Source organism: Mesorhizobium sp. ESP-6-2 (genome assembly GCF_020164675.1).
GTDB lineage: Bacteria > Pseudomonadota > Alphaproteobacteria > Rhizobiales > Rhizobiaceae > Mesorhizobium.
This window is the reverse complement of the sequence record NZ_JAIUGT010000001.1, coordinates 591,591-608,273: the sequence shown is the minus strand read 5'-3', so window position 1 is coordinate 608,273 and position 16,683 is coordinate 591,591. Positions and strand designations below refer to the sequence as shown.

General features: G+C 64.1%; 16 protein-coding genes. 9 read left to right on the top strand and 7 right to left on the bottom strand.

Features of this window, described 5'->3' with window-relative positions; translation table 11 throughout:
• Nucleotides 1–24 precede the first annotated feature (24 nt).
• The gene (locus LB532_RS03005; protein ID WP_140514105.1) at nucleotides 25–729 is read right to left on the bottom strand and encodes a Tim44/TimA family putative adaptor protein; all 705 of its coding nucleotides are present in this window, start codon (nucleotides 727–729) and stop codon (nucleotides 25–27) included.
• Between the two features lie 213 nt (nucleotides 730–942).
• Between LB532_RS03005 and LB532_RS03000 the strand changes: the two genes are divergently transcribed.
• The 3 genes from LB532_RS03000 to LB532_RS02990 all read left to right on the top strand — a co-directional run bounded on the left by LB532_RS03000 (nucleotide 943) and on the right by LB532_RS02990 (nucleotide 2,844).
• Nucleotides 943–1,443, top strand: a complete 501-nt coding sequence (locus LB532_RS03000) for an FxsA family protein (protein WP_140639477.1) — start codon at nucleotides 943–945, stop codon at nucleotides 1,441–1,443.
• 366 nt (nucleotides 1,444–1,809) lie between these two features.
• Nucleotides 1,810–2,307, top strand: a complete 498-nt coding sequence (gene secB, locus LB532_RS02995) for a protein-export chaperone SecB (RefSeq protein ID WP_140491875.1) — start codon at nucleotides 1,810–1,812, stop codon at nucleotides 2,305–2,307.
• Nucleotides 2,308–2,556: 249 nt separating this feature from the next.
• On the top strand, nucleotides 2,557–2,844 hold the full coding sequence (locus LB532_RS02990; protein ID WP_140639478.1) for a GIY-YIG nuclease family protein: 288 nt from the start codon (nucleotides 2,557–2,559) through the stop codon (nucleotides 2,842–2,844).
• Between the two features lie 112 nt (nucleotides 2,845–2,956).
• On the opposite strand, the gene dnaQ is transcribed toward LB532_RS02990, so the two are convergent.
• From dnaQ to LB532_RS02965, 5 genes are all read right to left on the bottom strand, one after another.
• The gene (dnaQ, locus tag LB532_RS02985; protein ID WP_140639479.1) at nucleotides 2,957–3,661 is read right to left on the bottom strand and encodes a DNA polymerase III subunit epsilon; all 705 of its coding nucleotides are present in this window, start codon (nucleotides 3,659–3,661) and stop codon (nucleotides 2,957–2,959) included.
• A 255-nt stretch (nucleotides 3,662–3,916) separates the two neighbouring features.
• Nucleotides 3,917–4,504, bottom strand: coding sequence for a dephospho-CoA kinase (gene coaE, locus LB532_RS02980; RefSeq protein WP_140639480.1), 588 nt, complete (start codon nucleotides 4,502–4,504; stop codon nucleotides 3,917–3,919).
• Complete coding sequence (locus LB532_RS02975; RefSeq protein ID WP_140639481.1) at nucleotides 4,501–5,343, bottom strand: shikimate dehydrogenase; 843 nt, start codon at nucleotides 5,341–5,343, stop codon at nucleotides 4,501–4,503. Before LB532_RS02975 ends, coaE begins: the two co-directional genes overlap by 4 nt.
• Complete coding sequence (locus LB532_RS02970; protein WP_140639482.1) at nucleotides 5,336–5,935, bottom strand: Maf-like protein; 600 nt, start codon at nucleotides 5,933–5,935, stop codon at nucleotides 5,336–5,338. The genes LB532_RS02975 and LB532_RS02970 overlap by 8 nt, the downstream gene beginning before the upstream one ends.
• Nucleotides 5,936–5,969: 34 nt before the next feature.
• Entirely contained in the window at nucleotides 5,970–6,791 is an 822-nt protein-coding gene (locus LB532_RS02965; RefSeq protein WP_140639483.1) for a pyruvate, water dikinase regulatory protein, read from the bottom strand.
• A 405-nt stretch (nucleotides 6,792–7,196) separates the two neighbouring features.
• Between LB532_RS02965 and hemE the strand changes: the two genes are divergently transcribed.
• From hemE to rho, 3 genes are all read left to right on the top strand, one after another.
• On the top strand, nucleotides 7,197–8,228 hold the full coding sequence (hemE, locus tag LB532_RS02960; RefSeq protein ID WP_140639484.1) for a uroporphyrinogen decarboxylase: 1,032 nt from the start codon (nucleotides 7,197–7,199) through the stop codon (nucleotides 8,226–8,228).
• The gene (hemJ, locus tag LB532_RS02955) at nucleotides 8,228–8,764 is read left to right on the top strand and encodes a protoporphyrinogen oxidase HemJ (RefSeq protein WP_140639485.1); all 537 of its coding nucleotides are present in this window, start codon (nucleotides 8,228–8,230) and stop codon (nucleotides 8,762–8,764) included. Before hemE ends, hemJ begins: the two co-directional genes overlap by 1 nt.
• Before the next feature lie 174 nt (nucleotides 8,765–8,938).
• Nucleotides 8,939–10,204: a transcription termination factor Rho gene (gene rho, locus LB532_RS02950; RefSeq protein ID WP_140491913.1), complete on the top strand. Its 1,266-nt coding sequence runs from the start codon at nucleotides 8,939–8,941 to the stop codon at nucleotides 10,202–10,204.
• A gap of 180 nt (nucleotides 10,205–10,384) precedes the next feature.
• On the opposite strand, the gene LB532_RS02945 is transcribed toward rho, so the two are convergent.
• The gene (locus tag LB532_RS02945) at nucleotides 10,385–12,406 is read right to left on the bottom strand and encodes a thioredoxin domain-containing protein (protein ID WP_140639486.1); all 2,022 of its coding nucleotides are present in this window, start codon (nucleotides 12,404–12,406) and stop codon (nucleotides 10,385–10,387) included.
• A 64-nt stretch (nucleotides 12,407–12,470) separates the two neighbouring features.
• Here LB532_RS02945 and mnmE point away from each other — a divergent pair, with 64 nt between their 5' ends.
• The 3 genes from mnmE to rsmG all read left to right on the top strand — a co-directional run bounded on the left by mnmE (nucleotide 12,471) and on the right by rsmG (nucleotide 16,649).
• Nucleotides 12,471–13,802, top strand: a complete 1,332-nt coding sequence (mnmE, locus tag LB532_RS02940) for a tRNA uridine-5-carboxymethylaminomethyl(34) synthesis GTPase MnmE (RefSeq protein ID WP_140639487.1) — start codon at nucleotides 12,471–12,473, stop codon at nucleotides 13,800–13,802.
• A gap of 343 nt (nucleotides 13,803–14,145) precedes the next feature.
• Nucleotides 14,146–16,020, top strand: coding sequence for a tRNA uridine-5-carboxymethylaminomethyl(34) synthesis enzyme MnmG (mnmG, locus tag LB532_RS02935; RefSeq protein ID WP_140639488.1), 1,875 nt, complete (start codon nucleotides 14,146–14,148; stop codon nucleotides 16,018–16,020).
• Nucleotides 16,017–16,649: a 16S rRNA (guanine(527)-N(7))-methyltransferase RsmG gene (rsmG, locus tag LB532_RS02930; protein ID WP_140639489.1), complete on the top strand. Its 633-nt coding sequence runs from the start codon at nucleotides 16,017–16,019 to the stop codon at nucleotides 16,647–16,649. Before mnmG ends, rsmG begins: the two co-directional genes overlap by 4 nt.
• The last annotated feature ends 34 nt before the right edge of the window (nucleotides 16,650–16,683 follow it).

The following is a 16,683-nucleotide window of genomic DNA, read 5'->3' as shown; positions in this document are numbered from 1 at the left end:
GACAGGCCCGCCGCGGTCGGGGATTCAATCTTCTTCTTCGGTGGCGACGAGCTTCCAGTTCGGATCGCGCGAGCGCGTGTCGCGGGCGAAGGTCCAGACGTCCTTGACCTCGGCGACGGTTTCGGGGTCGCCGTCGATGACCGCACCGGCCTTGTCGCGCGTCGCCGAAATCAGCTCGCTGATGATGCGCAGCGTGACATGCGCCTCGCCGCCCTTCATCTCGGCCGAGACGATGTCGGCCTTGTCGATGCCGACGAAGGAAGACTGGATCTTTTCCGACCGCGCCTCGCGCTCGCCGATCGCGGCGACGAAACCGTCATAGACGTCGCGCGACAGAAGGTTCTTCAGCGTTTTGCGATCGCCGTCGGCATAGGCCATGACGATCATCTCGTAAGCCATCTTGGCGCCGTCGACGAAACCCTTCGGGTCGAAGGACGGATCGTTGTCCTTGATCGTGCGCAGGCCCTTGTTGAGGTCGGTGCCGGGCTTGGCAAAGGCGTCGATGGCCGCATAGACCTCGCCGGCCGGCTCGCCGGGCTGGCGCTTGCGCGGCAGCGACACGACATTCTCGGATTTCTGCGCATCCTTGTCGCCGGTCCGGGCGGCGGTATAGGGGTCGAAAGGCGGCCGTTCGCTGCCGGTACGACGGCCCAGCACATTGCGCAGCTGGAAAAAGATCACAACTGCCGCAATCAGGAAGAAAATCGTGCCGAAGTCGAAGAAGCCCATATCTTCCGCCAATCAATCCTGCCCTCGGCCGGACCGCCCGGCCAACAGGGCAGCGGTCGCATAGCGTTCAACATGCAAACCATATAGAACGCAAGGCGCAATCATTCAAATCAAAGGCAGCCATACCTATCTAACAGCCTCGGCGCCAGCGGCCGGCGGCCGCTGGCAGGCAAAACAGACCAACGCCAGAACGATCGGAAGGATCGGCAAGACTTGCGCATTTCGTTATTTCCCGTTTTTCTTCTGGCGCTTCCGCTGCTGGAGATTGCCGGCTTCGTCATAGTCGGGCGCCAGATCGGCGCGCTGGCGACGGTCGGCCTGGTGCTCGCCTCGAGCATCGCCGGGGCGCTGCTGCTCAGGCGTCAGGGTTTTGGCGTCATGAGCCGCATCAGCACCGAGATGGGCGCCGGCCGCGATCCGAGCCGTCAGCTCGCGCACGGCGCCATGATCGTGCTCGCCGCAATCCTACTGATCATCCCCGGCTTCATATCGGACGTCTTCGGCATTCTCCTGTTCCTGCCGCCGGTGCGCGACCTTGCCTGGCGCAGGCTCAAGGGCCGCATCGTGGTGGCGACGAATTTCTCGGGCGGCGGCTTCCGCGGCCGGCCGCGCGACAGGGTCATCGACCTCGAAGACGGCGATTATTCGCGCGAAGACGATTTCAAGCGCGGGCCGGACCACAATTCGCCATGGCGCCGCCTGAAGGACGACTGAGGCGCTGCCTCCCCTCGTCATCCTGGGGCGAAGCAAGGAGCGGAGCGACGCGCGCAGACCCCAGGATCCATGCCGTGACGTGGAAGCGCTCTGACGGTGCTGAATTTCGTTCTACTCTAACCGTGGAAGTCGGTCGCGGCACCGGTCACTGGCAAGGTGTGCATTGGCTATTTTGGGCCGCTTCATTCTCCGGCCGATGTAACGGCATGGATCCCAGGGTCTACGCTCCGCTTCGCGTCGCTTCGCCCTAGGATGACGACGCGACAAGCAAGGCGGCAAACCTTGTCTTGTCATGCCGGCCATGGTAGCGAACGCCCGATTTCAATTCGGTCAGCAATGCTGCCCAGGCAAAAGGACACAAGGCTCATGGCCAGCAAAGATGACGCGCCGGTCGGCGCCAACGGAAACGGCAACACGGCGCAGCCCTCGCTCAACGTCCTTGCCCAGTATGTGAAGGATCTTTCCTTCGAGAGCCCCGGCGCGCCGAACTCGCTGCGCGGCCGCGACAAGGCGCCCGGCATCGCCATCAACGTCAACGTCAACGCCAATCCGCTCTCCGACAAGCAGTTCGACGTCAATCTGACGCTGAACGCCAAGGCGTCCTTCGACCAGGAAGTGCTGTTCAACGTCGAGCTGGTCTATGGCGGCGTTTTCGCCATCAGCGGCTTCCCGCAGGAACACATGCTGCCGATCCTGTTCATCGAATGCCCGCGGCTGCTGTTCCCGTTCGCCCGGCAGATCATCGCCGAGGCGACGCGCAATGGCGGCTTCCCGCCGCTGATGCTCGACCCGATCGATTTCGCGCAGATGTTCCAGCAGAAGCTGGCCGAGGACCAGGCAGCGTCGAAGGTCCAGGTGAGCTGAGGCGACGATAGCGGCAATTACAAGGAACCCGGCCTTTGTGCCGGGTTTTTTTGTAGGTGGGGTTGCACCAACATTCACCGTTCGTTGATGAACAATCGCCAACATTGGAGACTAGCCAAAATGATCCGTCCTTCGTCATCCTAGGGCGGAGCAGGAGCGAAGCGACGTCGCGGAGACCCTAGGATCCATGCCGTGACGTTGGCCATAGGGGTGCGGCCGATCAGAATGGCACGGGCAGTATCCTGAGTAATGACCGGCTACGTTTACATGATCGCAAACCAAAAGCGTGGCACGATTTATATCGGCGTCACCAATGACCTCGGTCGCCGCATACCGGAGCACAAATTCGGCCAGGGTTCCCGCTTTACCAGCCGCTACGTCGTGCAGCGGCTGGTGTGGTATGAGGAATTTTTCGACATCACTGACGCCATCCAGCGCGAGAAATCACTAAAGCGCTGGCCGCGTCAGTGGAAGATCGACCTGATCGAGAAGACCAATCCAGAGTGGTTCGAGCTTTTTCACGGGACGGGATGGTAGGCTAGGTTTTTGCACCCCCGGAGCACTACACGACCGTCACGGCATGGATCCTAGGGTCTCCGCGACGTCGCTTCGCTCCTGCTCCGCCCTAGGATGACGAAGGTGTGGAGTATCACCCAGCCATAATCTTCAGCCAAAGCGCCTTCTCGCCAAGCGTGGCGATCATGGCCGCGTGCGCCGCGCGCTCGGCTTCGCTCAGGCGCGGGGGGAGGGCGATCGGCCGCGCGCCGACCGAGATGTCGATGTCTGCCACTTCGCCCGCGCCGTTCATCTGCACGGCAACGGTGTCCAGGATCAGAGCCGTCTGCTTGCCGCCGATCAGCTCGATGTAGACTTCGGCCAACAGCTCCGAATCCAGCAAGGCGCCGTGCTTGGTGCGCCGCGCATTGTCGATGCCGTAGCGCCGACAGAGCGCGTCGAGCGAATTGGGACCCATCGGATGCCTGCGCCGCGCCAGCGCCAGCGTGTCGACGACGCGGCCGATGTCGACGGCCGGATGGCCGAGCCGGCCGAACTCGACATTGAGGAAGCCGATGTCGAAGGTGGCGTTGTGGGCGACCAGCTTGGCGCCGTCGGTGAAGGCGATCCACTCCTCGACGATCTCGGCGAAGGACGGCTTGCCCTGCAGGTCCGCCATGCTGATGCCGTGCACGGCCTGAGCCTCGGCGTGGATCGAGCGGCCCTGCGGGTTGATGTAATGGTGGAAGGTCCTACCGGTTGGAAAGCGGTTGACCAGCTCGACGCCGCCAAGCTCGATGATGCGGTCGTCGCGCATGTCGAGGCCGGTGGTTTCCGTATCGAAAATGATCTCACGCATCGAATCAGTCGCTCCTGGTGAGCAGAATCGTGAGAGCGGAACAAAATGGCAATGGGCAATGGCCTTTTTCCTTCTCCCCTTGTGGGAGAAGGTGTCGCCGAAGGCGACGGACGAGGGGTGTTCCAGGGAACGCCAACGCCTCATTCCGCTGGAGCACCCCTCAACCGTCTCGGCGCTGCGCGCCGATGCACCGCCCTGGGGCGAGCCACGGGTCTCGCCCCGTCCTTCGGACCCCACAAGGGGAGAAGGAAAGCGTCAGCGTTTCCCGGAGACTTTCGCGATGATCTCGGCGACCTCAGCCCGCGCGGCGTCCAGGCCCTGGCTGGTGTCGATGACGAAATCGGCGCGGCGGCGCTTTTGCGCATCCGGCACCTGGCTGGCCAGGATGGAGGCGAGTTTCTCTTCGCTCATGCCGGGCCGCGCCAGCACGCGCTGGCGTTGGACTTCGGCCGGCGCGGTAACGACGACGACCCTGTCGACCCGATCGCGGCCGCCGGTTTCGAACAGAAGCGGAATGTCGAGGACGGCAAGCGGCGCGCCGGCGGCGCGGTTGCGCGCCAGGAACGCGTCGGCATCGGCGCGCACCAGCGGATGTATGATCGCTTCCAGCCTTTTCAGCGCGGCCGCATCGCCAAGCACCCGAGCGCCGAGCTTCGCGCGGTCGACGCCTCCGGCGCCGGTGGTCCCGGGAAAGGCGGCCTCGACCAGCGGGGCTGCCTTGCCGGCATAGAGGCGATGCACCGTCTCGTCGGAATCGTGGACCGGCACGCCGGCATCGGCAAACATTTTTGCGGTGGTCGACTTGCCCATGCCGATCGAACCGGTGAGGCCGAGAACGATCATGGTTTTGGCACCAGATCGGCTTCAATGAGCGCGCGCAATTCGGGTGTGACCCGGGGCCGCACGCCGAACCAGCGCTCGAAACCCGGAACCGCCTGGTTGAGCAGCATGCCGAGGCCGTCCACCGTCTTCAGCTTGCGCGCGCTTGCCGCGGCAAGCAGCGGCGTCTCGAGCGGCACATAGACGATGTCGGTGACGATCGCGTGGTCCGGCAAAAGGGCCGGGTCGGCGGCCAGACCCTCATTGCCTTGCATGCCGAGCGCCGTGGTGTTGATGAGCAGGCCGGCATCGGCAAGCAGTTCACCGGTCGCCGCCATGCCATGCGCCGAGACACCGGCGCCGAACCGGTCGCGCAATTCCACCGCCCGGGCAAGCGTGCGGTTGACGATGCGGATATCGCTCATGCCACGCTGCTTCAGCGCGTGGATGACGGCGCGCGAGGCCCCGCCAGCGCCGAGCACCACCGCCGGGCCAATGGACGCCCAGCCCGGCGCATGATCGTCGAGATTGGCGGCGAAGCCATGGCTGTCGGTGTTGCCGCCCCAAAGGCGACCGTCCTCCAGCCACAGCGTGTTGACGGCGCCGATCTGCTGGGCTGCCCCATCGCGGCGCTCGACCAGGGCGAACGCCGCCTCCTTGTGCGGGATGGTGACGTTGCCGCCGAGATAACCGCTCGCTTGCAATGTCTTCAGGAATTCGGTGAAATCCTGCGGCGCCACGTCGATCGCCTGGTAGCTGCCGTCGATGCCGTATATGGCCAGCCAGTGGCCGTGGATCTTCGGCGAGCGCGAATGCTTGATCGGGTGACCGGTGACGAAGGCCTTTTTGGTCGCCTCAGCCATCGATCGCTCCCAGCGTGCGCAGTTCGGCCAGCAGCGGCAGCAGCGGCAGGCCGACAATGGTAAAATGATCGCCCTCGATCTTCTCGAAGAGCTGGATGCCTTCGCCTTCGACCTGGTAGGCCCCGACGCTCGACAGCGCCCTTGAGCCGACGCGCGCCAGATGGCGGCCGATGAAGGCCGGATCGAGCTTGCGCATGGTGAGGCTGGCTATGCCGACATGGCGCCACAGCACCCCGCCGTCGCGGACCAGGACCGCGGCGCTGTTGAGCTGATGGGTCTTTCCCGACAGCGCCAGCAGATGGCGGCGCGCCCCTTCCATGTCGGTTGGCTTGTGGAACACCTCGTCGCCGAGCGACAGCGTCTGGTCGCAGCCGAGCACCAGCGCACCGGGCCTGCGCTCGCTTACTTCGGTGGCCTTGGCCTCAGCCAGCACCAGCGCGACATCCTCGGGCGAGGCGCCGCTGCCTTGCAGGGGCGCCTCGAGCGCGCGCTCGTCGACCTCAGGCGCAACCGCCTCGACGTCGATGCCGGCAGCGAGCAGCATCGCCTTGCGGAATGGGCTGCCGGAAGCGAGGATGATTTTTTCGGTCATGGGCGTCTCGTTCCTTCGCGCCAGCGTTCCGGACCTAGCGCGTCTTCCCCCGCAGGGCAACGATGGCCGCCGCCGTTTCCTCGATCGAGCGGCGGCTGACGTCGATCATCGGCCAGCCGTGGCGGGTGCAGATCTGGCGGGCATAGGCGAGTTCCTCGTTGATGGCGGCGCGGTCGACATAGTCGGTCGGCACATAGGCGCTCGAGTTGCCGAGGATGCGGTTCTGGCGGACATGCGAGATCCGCTCGGCGGTGGCGACGAGGCCGACGATCAGCGGCGTCCTGGCGTTGACCAGGCTTTCGGGCACCGGCACGCCGAGCACGATCGGAATGTTGGCGGTCTTGATGCCTCTGTTGGCGAGATAGATGCTGGTCGGCGTCTTGGACGTGCGCGAAATGCCGACCAGCACGATGTCGGCATCGTCCATATTGGCCGGCAACTGGCCGTCATCATGCTCCATGGTGAAGTTGAGCGCGTCGATGCGGCGGAAATATTCGGCGTCGAGGACATGCTGGGCGCCGACGCGGCGGCCGGCCGGCGTGCCCAGATAGGACTGGAAGACGGTGAGCACCGGCTCCAGCACGGAGACGCAGGGCAGGCCCATCGCGGCGCAACGCTCGTCGATGCCGCGCGCCAGCTTCTGGTCGACGACGGTATAGAGGATGATGCCCGGCTCCTCCTCGATGTCCTCGAACACTTTGGCCACCTGTTTTTCGGTTCGGATGAGCGGGTAGATGTGCTCGATGGCGCGCGCATCCTTGTATTGGGCCGAAGCCGCGCGGCCGGCGGCGAGCAGCGTTTCGCCGGTGGCGTCGGAGATCAGGTGCAGGTGGAAGAAGCTCTGGGGTTTGTTCACAGGGTTTTACCTAGGGCTGTGGGCGGATGTGGATAAAGCAGGGTTCGGAAAACCCGCCGGCCGGAGCGACTGTATCAGATGCCGGTTTGTCCACAATTCGACGCGCTGTAGGCTTCGTCGGGCGGCTGGGGACAAGTCCGTGGACGAAGATTTTTGCCTTTTGTCTGTCCACAGGACCAGCCTGCAGGATCGCTGCTCTAGCGTATTGAGTCCAATGGAAGATTCCGGCTCGTCCCCAGAACCCTGCAAGGGGCGATTGGAAATGCGCGACAATATGCTTGCTGGTGTTTTGACGGCCAAAGCGGGACAGGTGACAACCACCACAACCAACAGACTCTTAGAATCAGAAGATTCTCTAGAAATAAGATATTTGTTTAAGGGAAAGCCGGGAGAGGCGAGCGCTCTATGCCTGCAAGACGGATCATGCTGGACGTGCTGAAGGGTGAGACGGTGTTTCCGCCGCCGCTCTGGATGATGCGCCAGGCCGGGCGCTATCTGCCGGAATACCGCGAGACGCGCCGACGCGCAGGTTCATTCCTCGACCTCTGCTATGATCCCGACCTTGCCTTCGAGGTGACCATGCAGCCGATCGAGCGCTTCGGCTTCGACGCCTCGATCCTGTTCTCCGACATCCTTGTCGTTCCGCATGCGCTTGGCCGCGACGTGCGCTTCGAAGAGGGGCGAGGGCCGCTGCTGACGCCGATCACGGCGGCTGAAATCGCAGCCCTGGACAGCACGGTGTTTCACGTGAATCTCGAACCGGTCTACGAGACGGTTCGCCGGTTGCGGGCGAAACTGCCCGATGAAACCACCTTGATCGGCTTCTGCGGCGCGCCATGGACGGTGGCGACCTACATGATCGCCGGGCACGGCACGCCGGACCAGGCGCCGGCGCGGCTGTTCGCCTATCGCGAGCCGGCGGCGTTTCGTCAGTTGCTCAAGGTGCTGGCCGATCATTCGGCCGCCTATCTCATCAGGCAGATCGAGGCTGGCGCCGATGTGGTGCAGATATTCGATTCCTGGTCCGGCGTGCTCGACGATGCTTGTTTCGAGCTGTTCTGCGTCGAGCCGGTGGCCGAGATCGTCAGGCAGGTTCGAGCGGTCCATCCCGATGTGCCGATCATCGGTTTTCCGAAGGGCGCCGGCACGCGCTACCGCAGCTATCGCGAGAAGACCGGCGTCACGGGGCTGGGGATCGACTGGACGGTGCCGCTGGAGACAGCGAAGGCGTTGCAGCGGGAAGGAGCCGTCCAGGGCAATCTCGATCCACTGCGGCTGGTCGCCGGCGGCAAGGCGCTGGCCGACGGCGTCAGCGCGATATTGGAGAGCCTGGGAAGCGGACCGCTGATCTTCAATCTCGGCCACGGCATCACCCCGGAAACGCCCATGGCCCATGTCGAGGCGATGGTGAAACTGGTGAGGAGCGCGACACGCTGATGGCCGGAATGAGCAACACCAACAGCACGGGCCAGGCGATGATGCGCATGGTGATCGGCATCGCCGCTTTGGTCGTGCTGACGGCGCTGCTGTTTCTGGCAGCGCCCGACGGCTTTTATCTCTGGGCCAAGGCGATCCATGTTCTTGCCGTCATCTCGTGGATGGCGGGCATGCTCTATCTGCCGCGGCTGCTGGTCTATCACGCAGACGCCGAGAAGGGTTCGGTGCAGTCGGAGACCTTCAAGGTGATGGAGCGCCGGCTGCTGCGCGGCATCATCAACCCGGCGATGATCGTCACCTGGGTGTTCGGCCTGTGGCTGGCCTGGAAAGGTTTCGGTTTCCAGGGCGGCTGGCTGCATGGCAAGATCGCGCTGGTGCTGGTTCTGTCGGGCATCCACGGCTATCTGGCCGGCGCTGTGCGAAAATTCGCCGAGGACCGCAATGAAAAGCCCGCGAGGCACTGGCGGATCGTCAACGAGATCCCCACATTGCTGATGATCGCTATCGTGATCCTGGTCGTCGTCAAGCCGTTATGAACCTTCAGACCTCTCTCACGACTTGCTAAAAGGCGGCTTGCTCTTTCAGCCGGCCGACGATAAAAGACGGGTCTTCCTTCCCGTCATGCGCCGCCCTTCATTGCTTTTGGCCGCGCCCGGCATTTATCGCATCCCGCCGATTTCCTCCCAAAAGCCTACCCAGAGTCTATCCTAATGCAAGAAATGAAACTCACCGAGTTCAAGAACAAGAAACCGCCAGAGCTGATCGCCTATGCCGAATCGCTCGAGGTGGAGAACGCCAGCGTCATGCGCAAGCAGGAGCTGATGTTCGCAATCCTCAAGAAGCTGGCCGCCCAGGACATCGAGATCATCGGCGACGGCGTGGTCGAAGTCTTGCAGGACGGTTTCGGTTTCCTGCGCTCGGCCAACGCCAATTATCTGCCGGGTCCCGACGACATCTATATTTCGCCCTCGCAGATCCGGCGCTTTTCGCTCAAGACCGGCGATACGGTCGAAGGGCCGATCCGCAGCCCGAAAGAGGGCGAGCGCTATTTCGCGCTGCTCAAGGTCAACACGATCAATTTCGACGATCCCGAGAAGATCCGCCACAAGATCCACTTCGACAATCTGACGCCGCTCTATCCGACCAAGCGGCTGAAGATGGAGATCGATAACCCGACCTCCAAGGATATCTCGCCGCGCGTGATCGACCTGGTGGCGCCGATCGGCAAGGGACAACGCGCGTTGATCAACGCGCAGCCGCGTACCGGCAAGACGGTTCTCATGCAGAACATCGCCCACTCGATCACCGCCAACCATCCGGAATGCTACCTGATCGTGCTTCTGATCGACGAGCGGCCGGAGGAAGTGACCGACATGCAGCGCTCGGTGAAGGGCGAGGTGATCTCCTCGACCTTCGACGAGCCGGCGGTGCGCCACGTGCAGGTCGCCGAGATGGTCATCGAGAAGGCCAAGCGGCTGGTCGAGCATGGCCGCGACGTCGTCATCCTGCTCGATTCCATCACCCGTCTTGGCCGCGCCTACAACACCGTGGTGCCGTCCTCGGGCAAGGTGCTGACCGGCGGCGTCGACGCCAACGCGCTGCAGCGCCCGAAGCGCTTCTTCGGTGCTGCCCGCAACATCGAGGAAGGCGGTTCGCTAACCATCATCGCCACGGCGCTGATCGATACCGGCAGCCGCATGGACGAAGTAATTTTTGAAGAGTTCAAGGGCACCGGCAACTGCGAAATCCAGCTCGACCGCAAGGTCGCCGACAAGCGCATCTACCCGGCCATGGACATTCTGAAGTCGGGTACCCGCAAGGAAGACCTGCTGGTGCCGCGCGCTGACCTGCAGAAGATCTTCGTGCTACGCCGCATCCTGGCGCCGATGGGAACGACCGACGCGATCGAGTTCCTCATCGACAAGCTGAAGCAGACCAAGACCAATGCGGACTTCTTCGATTCGATGAATACGTAAGCGGGCAAGGCGGGCCTCGCTTTCGTCATCCTCGGGCTTGACCCGAGGATCGATGCCGTCTCCCCGGAGGGTGCGACGGGAGCAGAACTGGCACTGTTGCAACGCTCTGATGTCACGGCATGGATCCTATGGTCTGCGCCGCGTCGCTTCACTCCTTGCTCCGCCATAGGATGACGAACTCTATCGTCTTCGCCGCAAAAATCCTTCCAGTTCATCACCATCCGTGATGACCGGCAGACACACCTGCCCCGTACAGAGCCACGCACCGGGCTTGTCCGTCGGCGGCAATACTCCACCCGGCAAGGAAGCTCGATTCGCCTGCGTACCGATCGCCAGCACAATATCCACCCGACGCGGATCGGGATTGCGATTCGCGACCGGAGCGAGCCCTGGATTCGCCAGATCGTCCACAAGCACCAGCTTTAGCGGCTCTATGGCGAGCGCCGAAGCGTTGACGATGCCGGCCTGGCCATAGGCCTGGTGCGCCGCGCGGCCGGCGGCGTGTTCGGCGACTTTCGTCGCTTTCTCCTGCAGGTCGAGATCGCCGGTCAGCGCGGCGAGCCGGACCAGCGCCTCGATGACCTGACCGGTGACCGACGCAATAGCCTCGTCGACGTCGCCCCTGATGCGGATCGGCACGTCGGTGCTGTCGGATGCGGTGAGATAATAACCGGTGCCGTCGGCATCGGCATGCCAGCGGTCGAGCTGCTCGACGAATTGCCGGGCCCGATCGGCGTAGCTCCAGTCGCCGGTGGCTTCGAACAGGGCGATCGCCGCATTGGCCATCGCCGCATAGTCGCTCGACAGGGCCGGGAACAGTTTCTTGGGGCCGAGCATGGAATGGGGCAGCCGTCCGCCCTCGGCGGAGGAGGCGATATGATCGAATGCGGCCTTGGCCGCGTCGATCCAGTCTTGGCGCGCCAGCGCGCGGCCGGCCTCGGCGAGTGCCAAGATCATCTGGCCGTTCCAGTCGGCGAGGACCTTGCCGTCGCGGCCGGGCCTGACGCGCCGTTCACGGACCGCCAGCAGCCTTGACTTGAGAGCGGCCAGAAGCGGTTGCTCGGCAATGCCTTGCACCTGCTGGGCCGGCGTCTGGTGGATGACAGGCTTGCCTTCCCAACCGGGTGGGCTGGAGAGCATGAAGTGATTGAAAAACAACGGAGAATCGTCGCCGAGCGCGGCCTCGATCTCTTCCCGGCTCCAGGTGTAGAAAAGGCCCTCCTCGCCCTCGCTGTCGGCATCGAGACTGGCGGCGAAGGCGCCGCCCTCGACGCGCATCTCACGCAGCAGCCAGTCGACGGTCTCCTCGATTCGGACCCGGAACAAATCCTTTCCGCCCGCGGCGTAGGCCCAGTTGCAAAAACGGATGAGCTGCGCGTTGTCGTAGAGCATCTTTTCGAAATGCGGCACCAGCCATTGCGCGTCCGTGGAATAGCGGCTGAGCCCGCCGCCGACATGATCGTAGATGCCGCCGGCCAGCATCCGTTCGAGGCTCAACAGGACATCGTCGCGGTGACCGGCATTGCCGTCGCGCAGCCACGACAGCCACAGTGTCTGCATGAACGGCGCGTTGGGGAATTTCGGCGCGCCGCGCAGGCCGCCGAGATCCTTGTCGATCATGCCGTCTATGCCTCTGGCGAGCGCGGCCAGCGTGTCGCGGTCGAGCGCGGTGCGGGCATGCGCTCCTGCGAGCCGGGTCTCGACATGCGAGGTCAGCCCATCGGCGCTCTGGTTCAGGCTTGCTCTTTTCTCGCGCCAAGCCTTGTCGATCGCCTCCATCACCTGAATGAAGCCCGGGCGGCCATAGCGCGGCTCGCGCGGGAAATAGGTGCCGCCCCAGAACGGCTTGCCCTGCGGCGTCAGGAACATGGTCAGCGGCCAGCCGCCCTGCTCGCCCATCGAGGACAGCGCCGCCATATAGATCTGGTCGATGTCGGGACGCTCCTCGCGGTCGACCTTGATATTGACGAACAGACGGTTCATGACGGCGGCGACGTCGTCATTCTCGAAGCTTTCATGGGCCATGACATGGCACCAGTGGCAGGCGGCATAGCCGACCGACAGCAGGATCGGCCGATCCAGCACCCTCGCCTCGTCAAGCGACGCCGGCGACCAGGCCCGCCAATGCACCGGATTGCCGCTGTGCTGCTGCAAATAGGGGCTGGCTTCGTCGGCAAGCAGATTTTGCGCAGGCAGTGTCACAATGAGCGGTCCGGCGAAACAGGGGTTGGATAGTGAAGCTAGGGCGGTCCAACAAGGCGGGCAAATGATTTCGGCCGACACCATCGTCGCGCTTTCCAGCGGGCGCCTGCCCGCCGGCGTCGCCGTCATTCGCATTTCGGGGCCAAAGACTCGATTCGTTATCGAAACGATTGCCGGCGGCATGGTTAAGAGCCGCGTGGCCAGCCTGCGCAGGCTGCGGGAGCCCGATGGGGGCGTGCTAGACAACGGCCTGGTGATCTTTTTCCCGGGCCCCGGTAGCTTCACCGGCGAGGACGTGGCGGAATTCCAGGTGCATGGCGGCCGCGCCGTGGTGGCGAGACTGTTGGAGACGATCGCCGGCTTCGAAGGCGTCAGGCACGCCGAAGCGGGCGAGTTCACGCGCCGGGCCTTCCTCAATGGCAAGGTCGATCTGGTGAGGACGGAGGCGCTGGCCGATCTGGTCAACGCCGAGACCGAGGCGCAGCGGCGCTTCGCGGTGCAGAATGCCGAGGGTGCGCAGGCCGAGCTTTATCTGAGCTGGCGGCAGCGGCTTATCCATGCGCGCGCCATGATCGAGGCCGAGATCGACTTTGCCGACGAAGACGACATTCCCGGCTCCGTTTCGGATACGGTCTGGTCTGATGTTTCGGCGCTGATCGGGGAGATCGAGCGCCACATTGCCGGGTTTCGTGCCGGCGAAATCATCCGCGACGGATTCGAGGTCGTTATCCTCGGTGCCCCGAATGCCGGCAAGTCGAGCCTGTTCAACGCTTTGGCGCGGCGCGATGCAGCTATTGTAACGGATGAACCGGGCACGACGCGGGATCTGCTCGAGATCGTGCTTGACCTCGAAGGCCTGCGGGTCAGGCTGACCGATACCGCCGGCCTGCGCGATACCGCCGGCAAGGTGGAAGCGATCGGCATCGAGAAGGCGCGAGCCAAGGCGCATGGCGCCGACCTCTTGCTTTTGCTCGAGGACATCGCCGACCCGCATCCCCTTGCTCTGCCACGCGAGGGTGTCGCGACATTGCGCGTGGGCACCAAGCTCGATCTGGTGCAGGAAAGAGCCCCCGCCTGGGTTACAGGTGGTTATGATCGCGTCATTTCGACCAAAGACGGGACGGGCGTGACGGAACTGCTGGCCGAAATCGCCAGGCTCGCGGCTGCGCAGGTCGGCGAAGCGGGCGACATCCTGCCTTCGCGGCTTCGCCATGTCGAGTTGCTCAGGGAAGCCAATCGCTTCCTGCTGCGCGCGGCCGAGAGCCCGGACGCCGGGCAGGAACTGCGCGCCGAGGATCTGCGGCTGGCCGCCGACCGGCTCGGCCGTATCGTCGGCGCGGTCGATGTCGAGGACATGCTGGATGTGATTTTTTCGCAGTTCTGCATCGGGAAATGATTCACGTGGAACATCGTCGGGGTGCGGAGGCCGCCGAGCTTCCCTTCTCCCCGGCGCCATACGGGGAAGGTGCCGGCAGGCGGATGAGGGGCAGCGCTGACTTCGGCTCGTGTTACTCCGGACCCGGCCGATGACTCACGTGAAACAGGGACTGTCCGACCGGCGCCGTTTCACGTGAAACGGCTGCGCCGAACCAGTCGCCAGCTGACCTTAGCGTTTGACTCACGTGAAACACGCAACGAAGTTCGCCGTCCTGTTTCACGTGAAACTCCCGCGAAGTTTCTTGACACCGTCCCGCTGCGGGGACATCTCTCCACCAAACTTCGAATCCAGGGCGTTTGAAATGACCGATCACTATGATGTGGTTGTGGTGGGTGGCGGCCATGCGGGCAGCGAGGCGGCCAGCGCGGCTGCGCGTGCTGGCGCCAGGACAGCGCTGGTGACGCTGCGTTTCGACACGATCGGCGTCATGTCCTGCAATCCGGCCATCGGCGGGCTCGGCAAGGGCCATCTGGTGCGCGAGATCGATGCCATGGACGGGCTGATGGGCCGGGTGGCGGATGCCGCCGGCATCCAGTTTCGCCTGCTCAACCGGCGCAAGGGGCCAGCCGTGCGCGGCCCGCGCACCCAGGCCGACCGAAAGCTTTACCGGCTCGCCATGCAGGAAGCGATTCGCGAGCAGAACGATCTCGACGTGGTCGAGGGCGAGGTGCTCGATTTCGACATCGACGATCCGGGGTGCCTGCGCGCCGTTATCCTGGCCGACGGCCGGCGCCTTGCCTGCGGCGCGGTGGTCCTGACCACCGGAACCTTCCTGCGCGGGCTGATCCATATCGGCGAGAGGAAGATCGTCGCCGGCCGCATGAACGAACAGGCGAGCCTTGGGCTGTCGGCGACGATGAGCCGCGCGGGCTTCAAGCTCGGCCGCCTGAAGACCGGCACGCCGCCGCGCCTCGACGGGCGAACCATCGACTGGGCGTCGCTTGAAAGCCAGGCGGCGGATGACGATCCGGTGCCGTTCTCGCTGATGACCGACCGCATCGAGACGCCGCAGATCGAGTGCGGCATCACGCGCACGACCGCGGCTACGCATGAGCTGATCCGCGCCAATCTCGGGCGCTCGGCCATGTATTCGGGTTCGATCGAAGGCGTCGGGCCCCGCTACTGTCCGTCGATCGAAGACAAGATCGTCAAGTTCGGCGACCGCGAAGGCCACCAGATTTTTCTCGAACCGGAAGGCCTGGACGACGACACGGTCTACCCGAACGGCATCTCGACCTCGCTGCCGGAGGAGGTGCAGCTCGAAATCCTGAAGACCATTCCGGGGCTGGAACGCGCGGTGATGCTGCAGCCCGGCTATGCCATCGAATACGACCATGTCGACCCGCGCGAGCTCAACCCGACGCTGGAGACCAAGCGCGTCGGCGGCCTGTTCCTTGCCGGGCAGATCAACGGCACGACCGGCTATGAGGAGGCCGCCGCGCAAGGCCTGCTGGCGGGCCTCAATGCCGCAAGGCGGGCGTCGGGCAGCGAGCAGGTCGTGCTCAGCCGCACCGAAGCCTATATCGGCGTGATGGTCGACGATCTGACCAGCCGCGGCATCAGCGAGCCCTACCGCATGTTCACCTCGCGCGCCGAATTCCGGCTTTCGCTGCGCGCCGACAATGCCGACGAGCGGCTGACGCCGCTGGCTGCAAGTCTGGGTATGGCGTCAGCCGGGCGGATGCGGCGCTTCGGCGAGGTGGAGCAGCGCCTCGACGAAGCGCGCCGGCTGGCGCTCGGCGTCAAGCTGACACCCAACGAGGCGGCGCGACACGGGCTGGAGGTCAATCGCGACGGCGTGCGCAGATCCGCCTATGAACTGCTCGCCTATTCCGGCGTCGATGTGGCCTGGCTGGCCCGGATCGATGGGAATTTCGGGACGATCGACGCCAGGACGGCGGAGCGCCTCGAAACGGAAGCGAAATATTCGGTTTATCTCGATCGCCAGAAGAGCGACGTCGCCCAGATCCGGCACGAGGAAAGCCGGCTCATCCCCGAGACGCTCGACTTCGCCGAGGTGCCGGGACTGTCGAACGAGCTGAAGCAGAAGATGCATGCACGGCGGCCGCGTTCGGTTGCAGATGCGCAGCGCATGGAAGGCATGACGCCAGCGGCGCTGGCCATCATCGTCGCTCATATCAGGCATTCTGAGAGCGCGCAAAGGGACGTCGCGTGAGCGCTGCTTCCTGGGAGAGCCTGCGCAACGCCGCCGGTTCGGTTTCACGTGAAACATTCGATCGCCTGGTGGCGTTCGAAGAGATGTTCCAGAAATGGAACCGCAGCATCAATCTCGTCGCGCAGTCGACGGCAGGCGATGTCTGGCAACGCCACATACTGGACAGCGCGCAGCTCTGGCGAATCGAGGATAAAGCGCGGCGATGGGTCGATATCGGCTCGGGCGGCGGATTTCCGGGACTGGTGCTGGCGTTCCTGCTTGCCGAGCGTGACGGCGCCAGCATCGATCTGGTCGAAAGCAATCGCAAGAAAGCGGGATTCCTGCAAACCGTCGTCGGCCAGTTCGGCCTGCCGGCGCGTGTCGTGGCGCGCCGCATCGACGAGAGCCATGCGCTTGTCGCGGCACCGGAAATCGTCACGGCGCGGGCGCTGGCGCCGCTTTCGACCTTGGTTGAGCTGGCGGGGCCGTGGCTGACATCGGGCGCGCGGGGGCTGTTCCACAAAGGCCGGGATTACCGCGCCGAAGTGCAAGAAAGCGTTAACCGCTGGAGCTTCGATCTGGTAGAACATCCAAGCATGACCGACCCTGGCGGTGTCATCCTTGAACTGTCCAATGTGCGACCTGTCTGAACAAAGACCTGTCCGAATCCGTGTTGGCGACCCA

Coding starts and splice junctions, on each gene's coding strand:
- rho (WP_140491913.1), top strand. CDS start 8,939: ATGCAAGAAATGAAACTCACCGAGTTCAAGAACAAGAAACCGCCAGAG.
- dnaQ (WP_140639479.1), bottom strand. CDS start 3,661: ATGCGTGAGATCATTTTCGATACGGAAACCACCGGCCTCGACATGCGC.
- coaE (WP_140639480.1), bottom strand. CDS start 4,504: ATGATCGTTCTCGGCCTCACCGGTTCGATCGGCATGGGCAAGTCGACC.
- hemJ (WP_140639485.1), top strand. CDS start 8,228: ATGGCCGGAATGAGCAACACCAACAGCACGGGCCAGGCGATGATGCGC.
- LB532_RS03005 (WP_140514105.1), bottom strand. CDS start 729: ATGGGCTTCTTCGACTTCGGCACGATTTTCTTCCTGATTGCGGCAGTT.
- secB (WP_140491875.1), top strand. CDS start 1,810: ATGGCCAGCAAAGATGACGCGCCGGTCGGCGCCAACGGAAACGGCAAC.
- LB532_RS02970 (WP_140639482.1), bottom strand. CDS start 5,935: ATGACCGAAAAAATCATCCTCGCTTCCGGCAGCCCATTCCGCAAGGCG.
- LB532_RS02975 (WP_140639481.1), bottom strand. CDS start 5,343: ATGGCTGAGGCGACCAAAAAGGCCTTCGTCACCGGTCACCCGATCAAG.
- hemE (WP_140639484.1), top strand. CDS start 7,197: ATGCCTGCAAGACGGATCATGCTGGACGTGCTGAAGGGTGAGACGGTG.
- LB532_RS02990 (WP_140639478.1), top strand. CDS start 2,557: ATGACCGGCTACGTTTACATGATCGCAAACCAAAAGCGTGGCACGATT.
- mnmG (WP_140639488.1), top strand. CDS start 14,146: ATGACCGATCACTATGATGTGGTTGTGGTGGGTGGCGGCCATGCGGGC.
- mnmE (WP_140639487.1), top strand. CDS start 12,471: ATGATTTCGGCCGACACCATCGTCGCGCTTTCCAGCGGGCGCCTGCCC.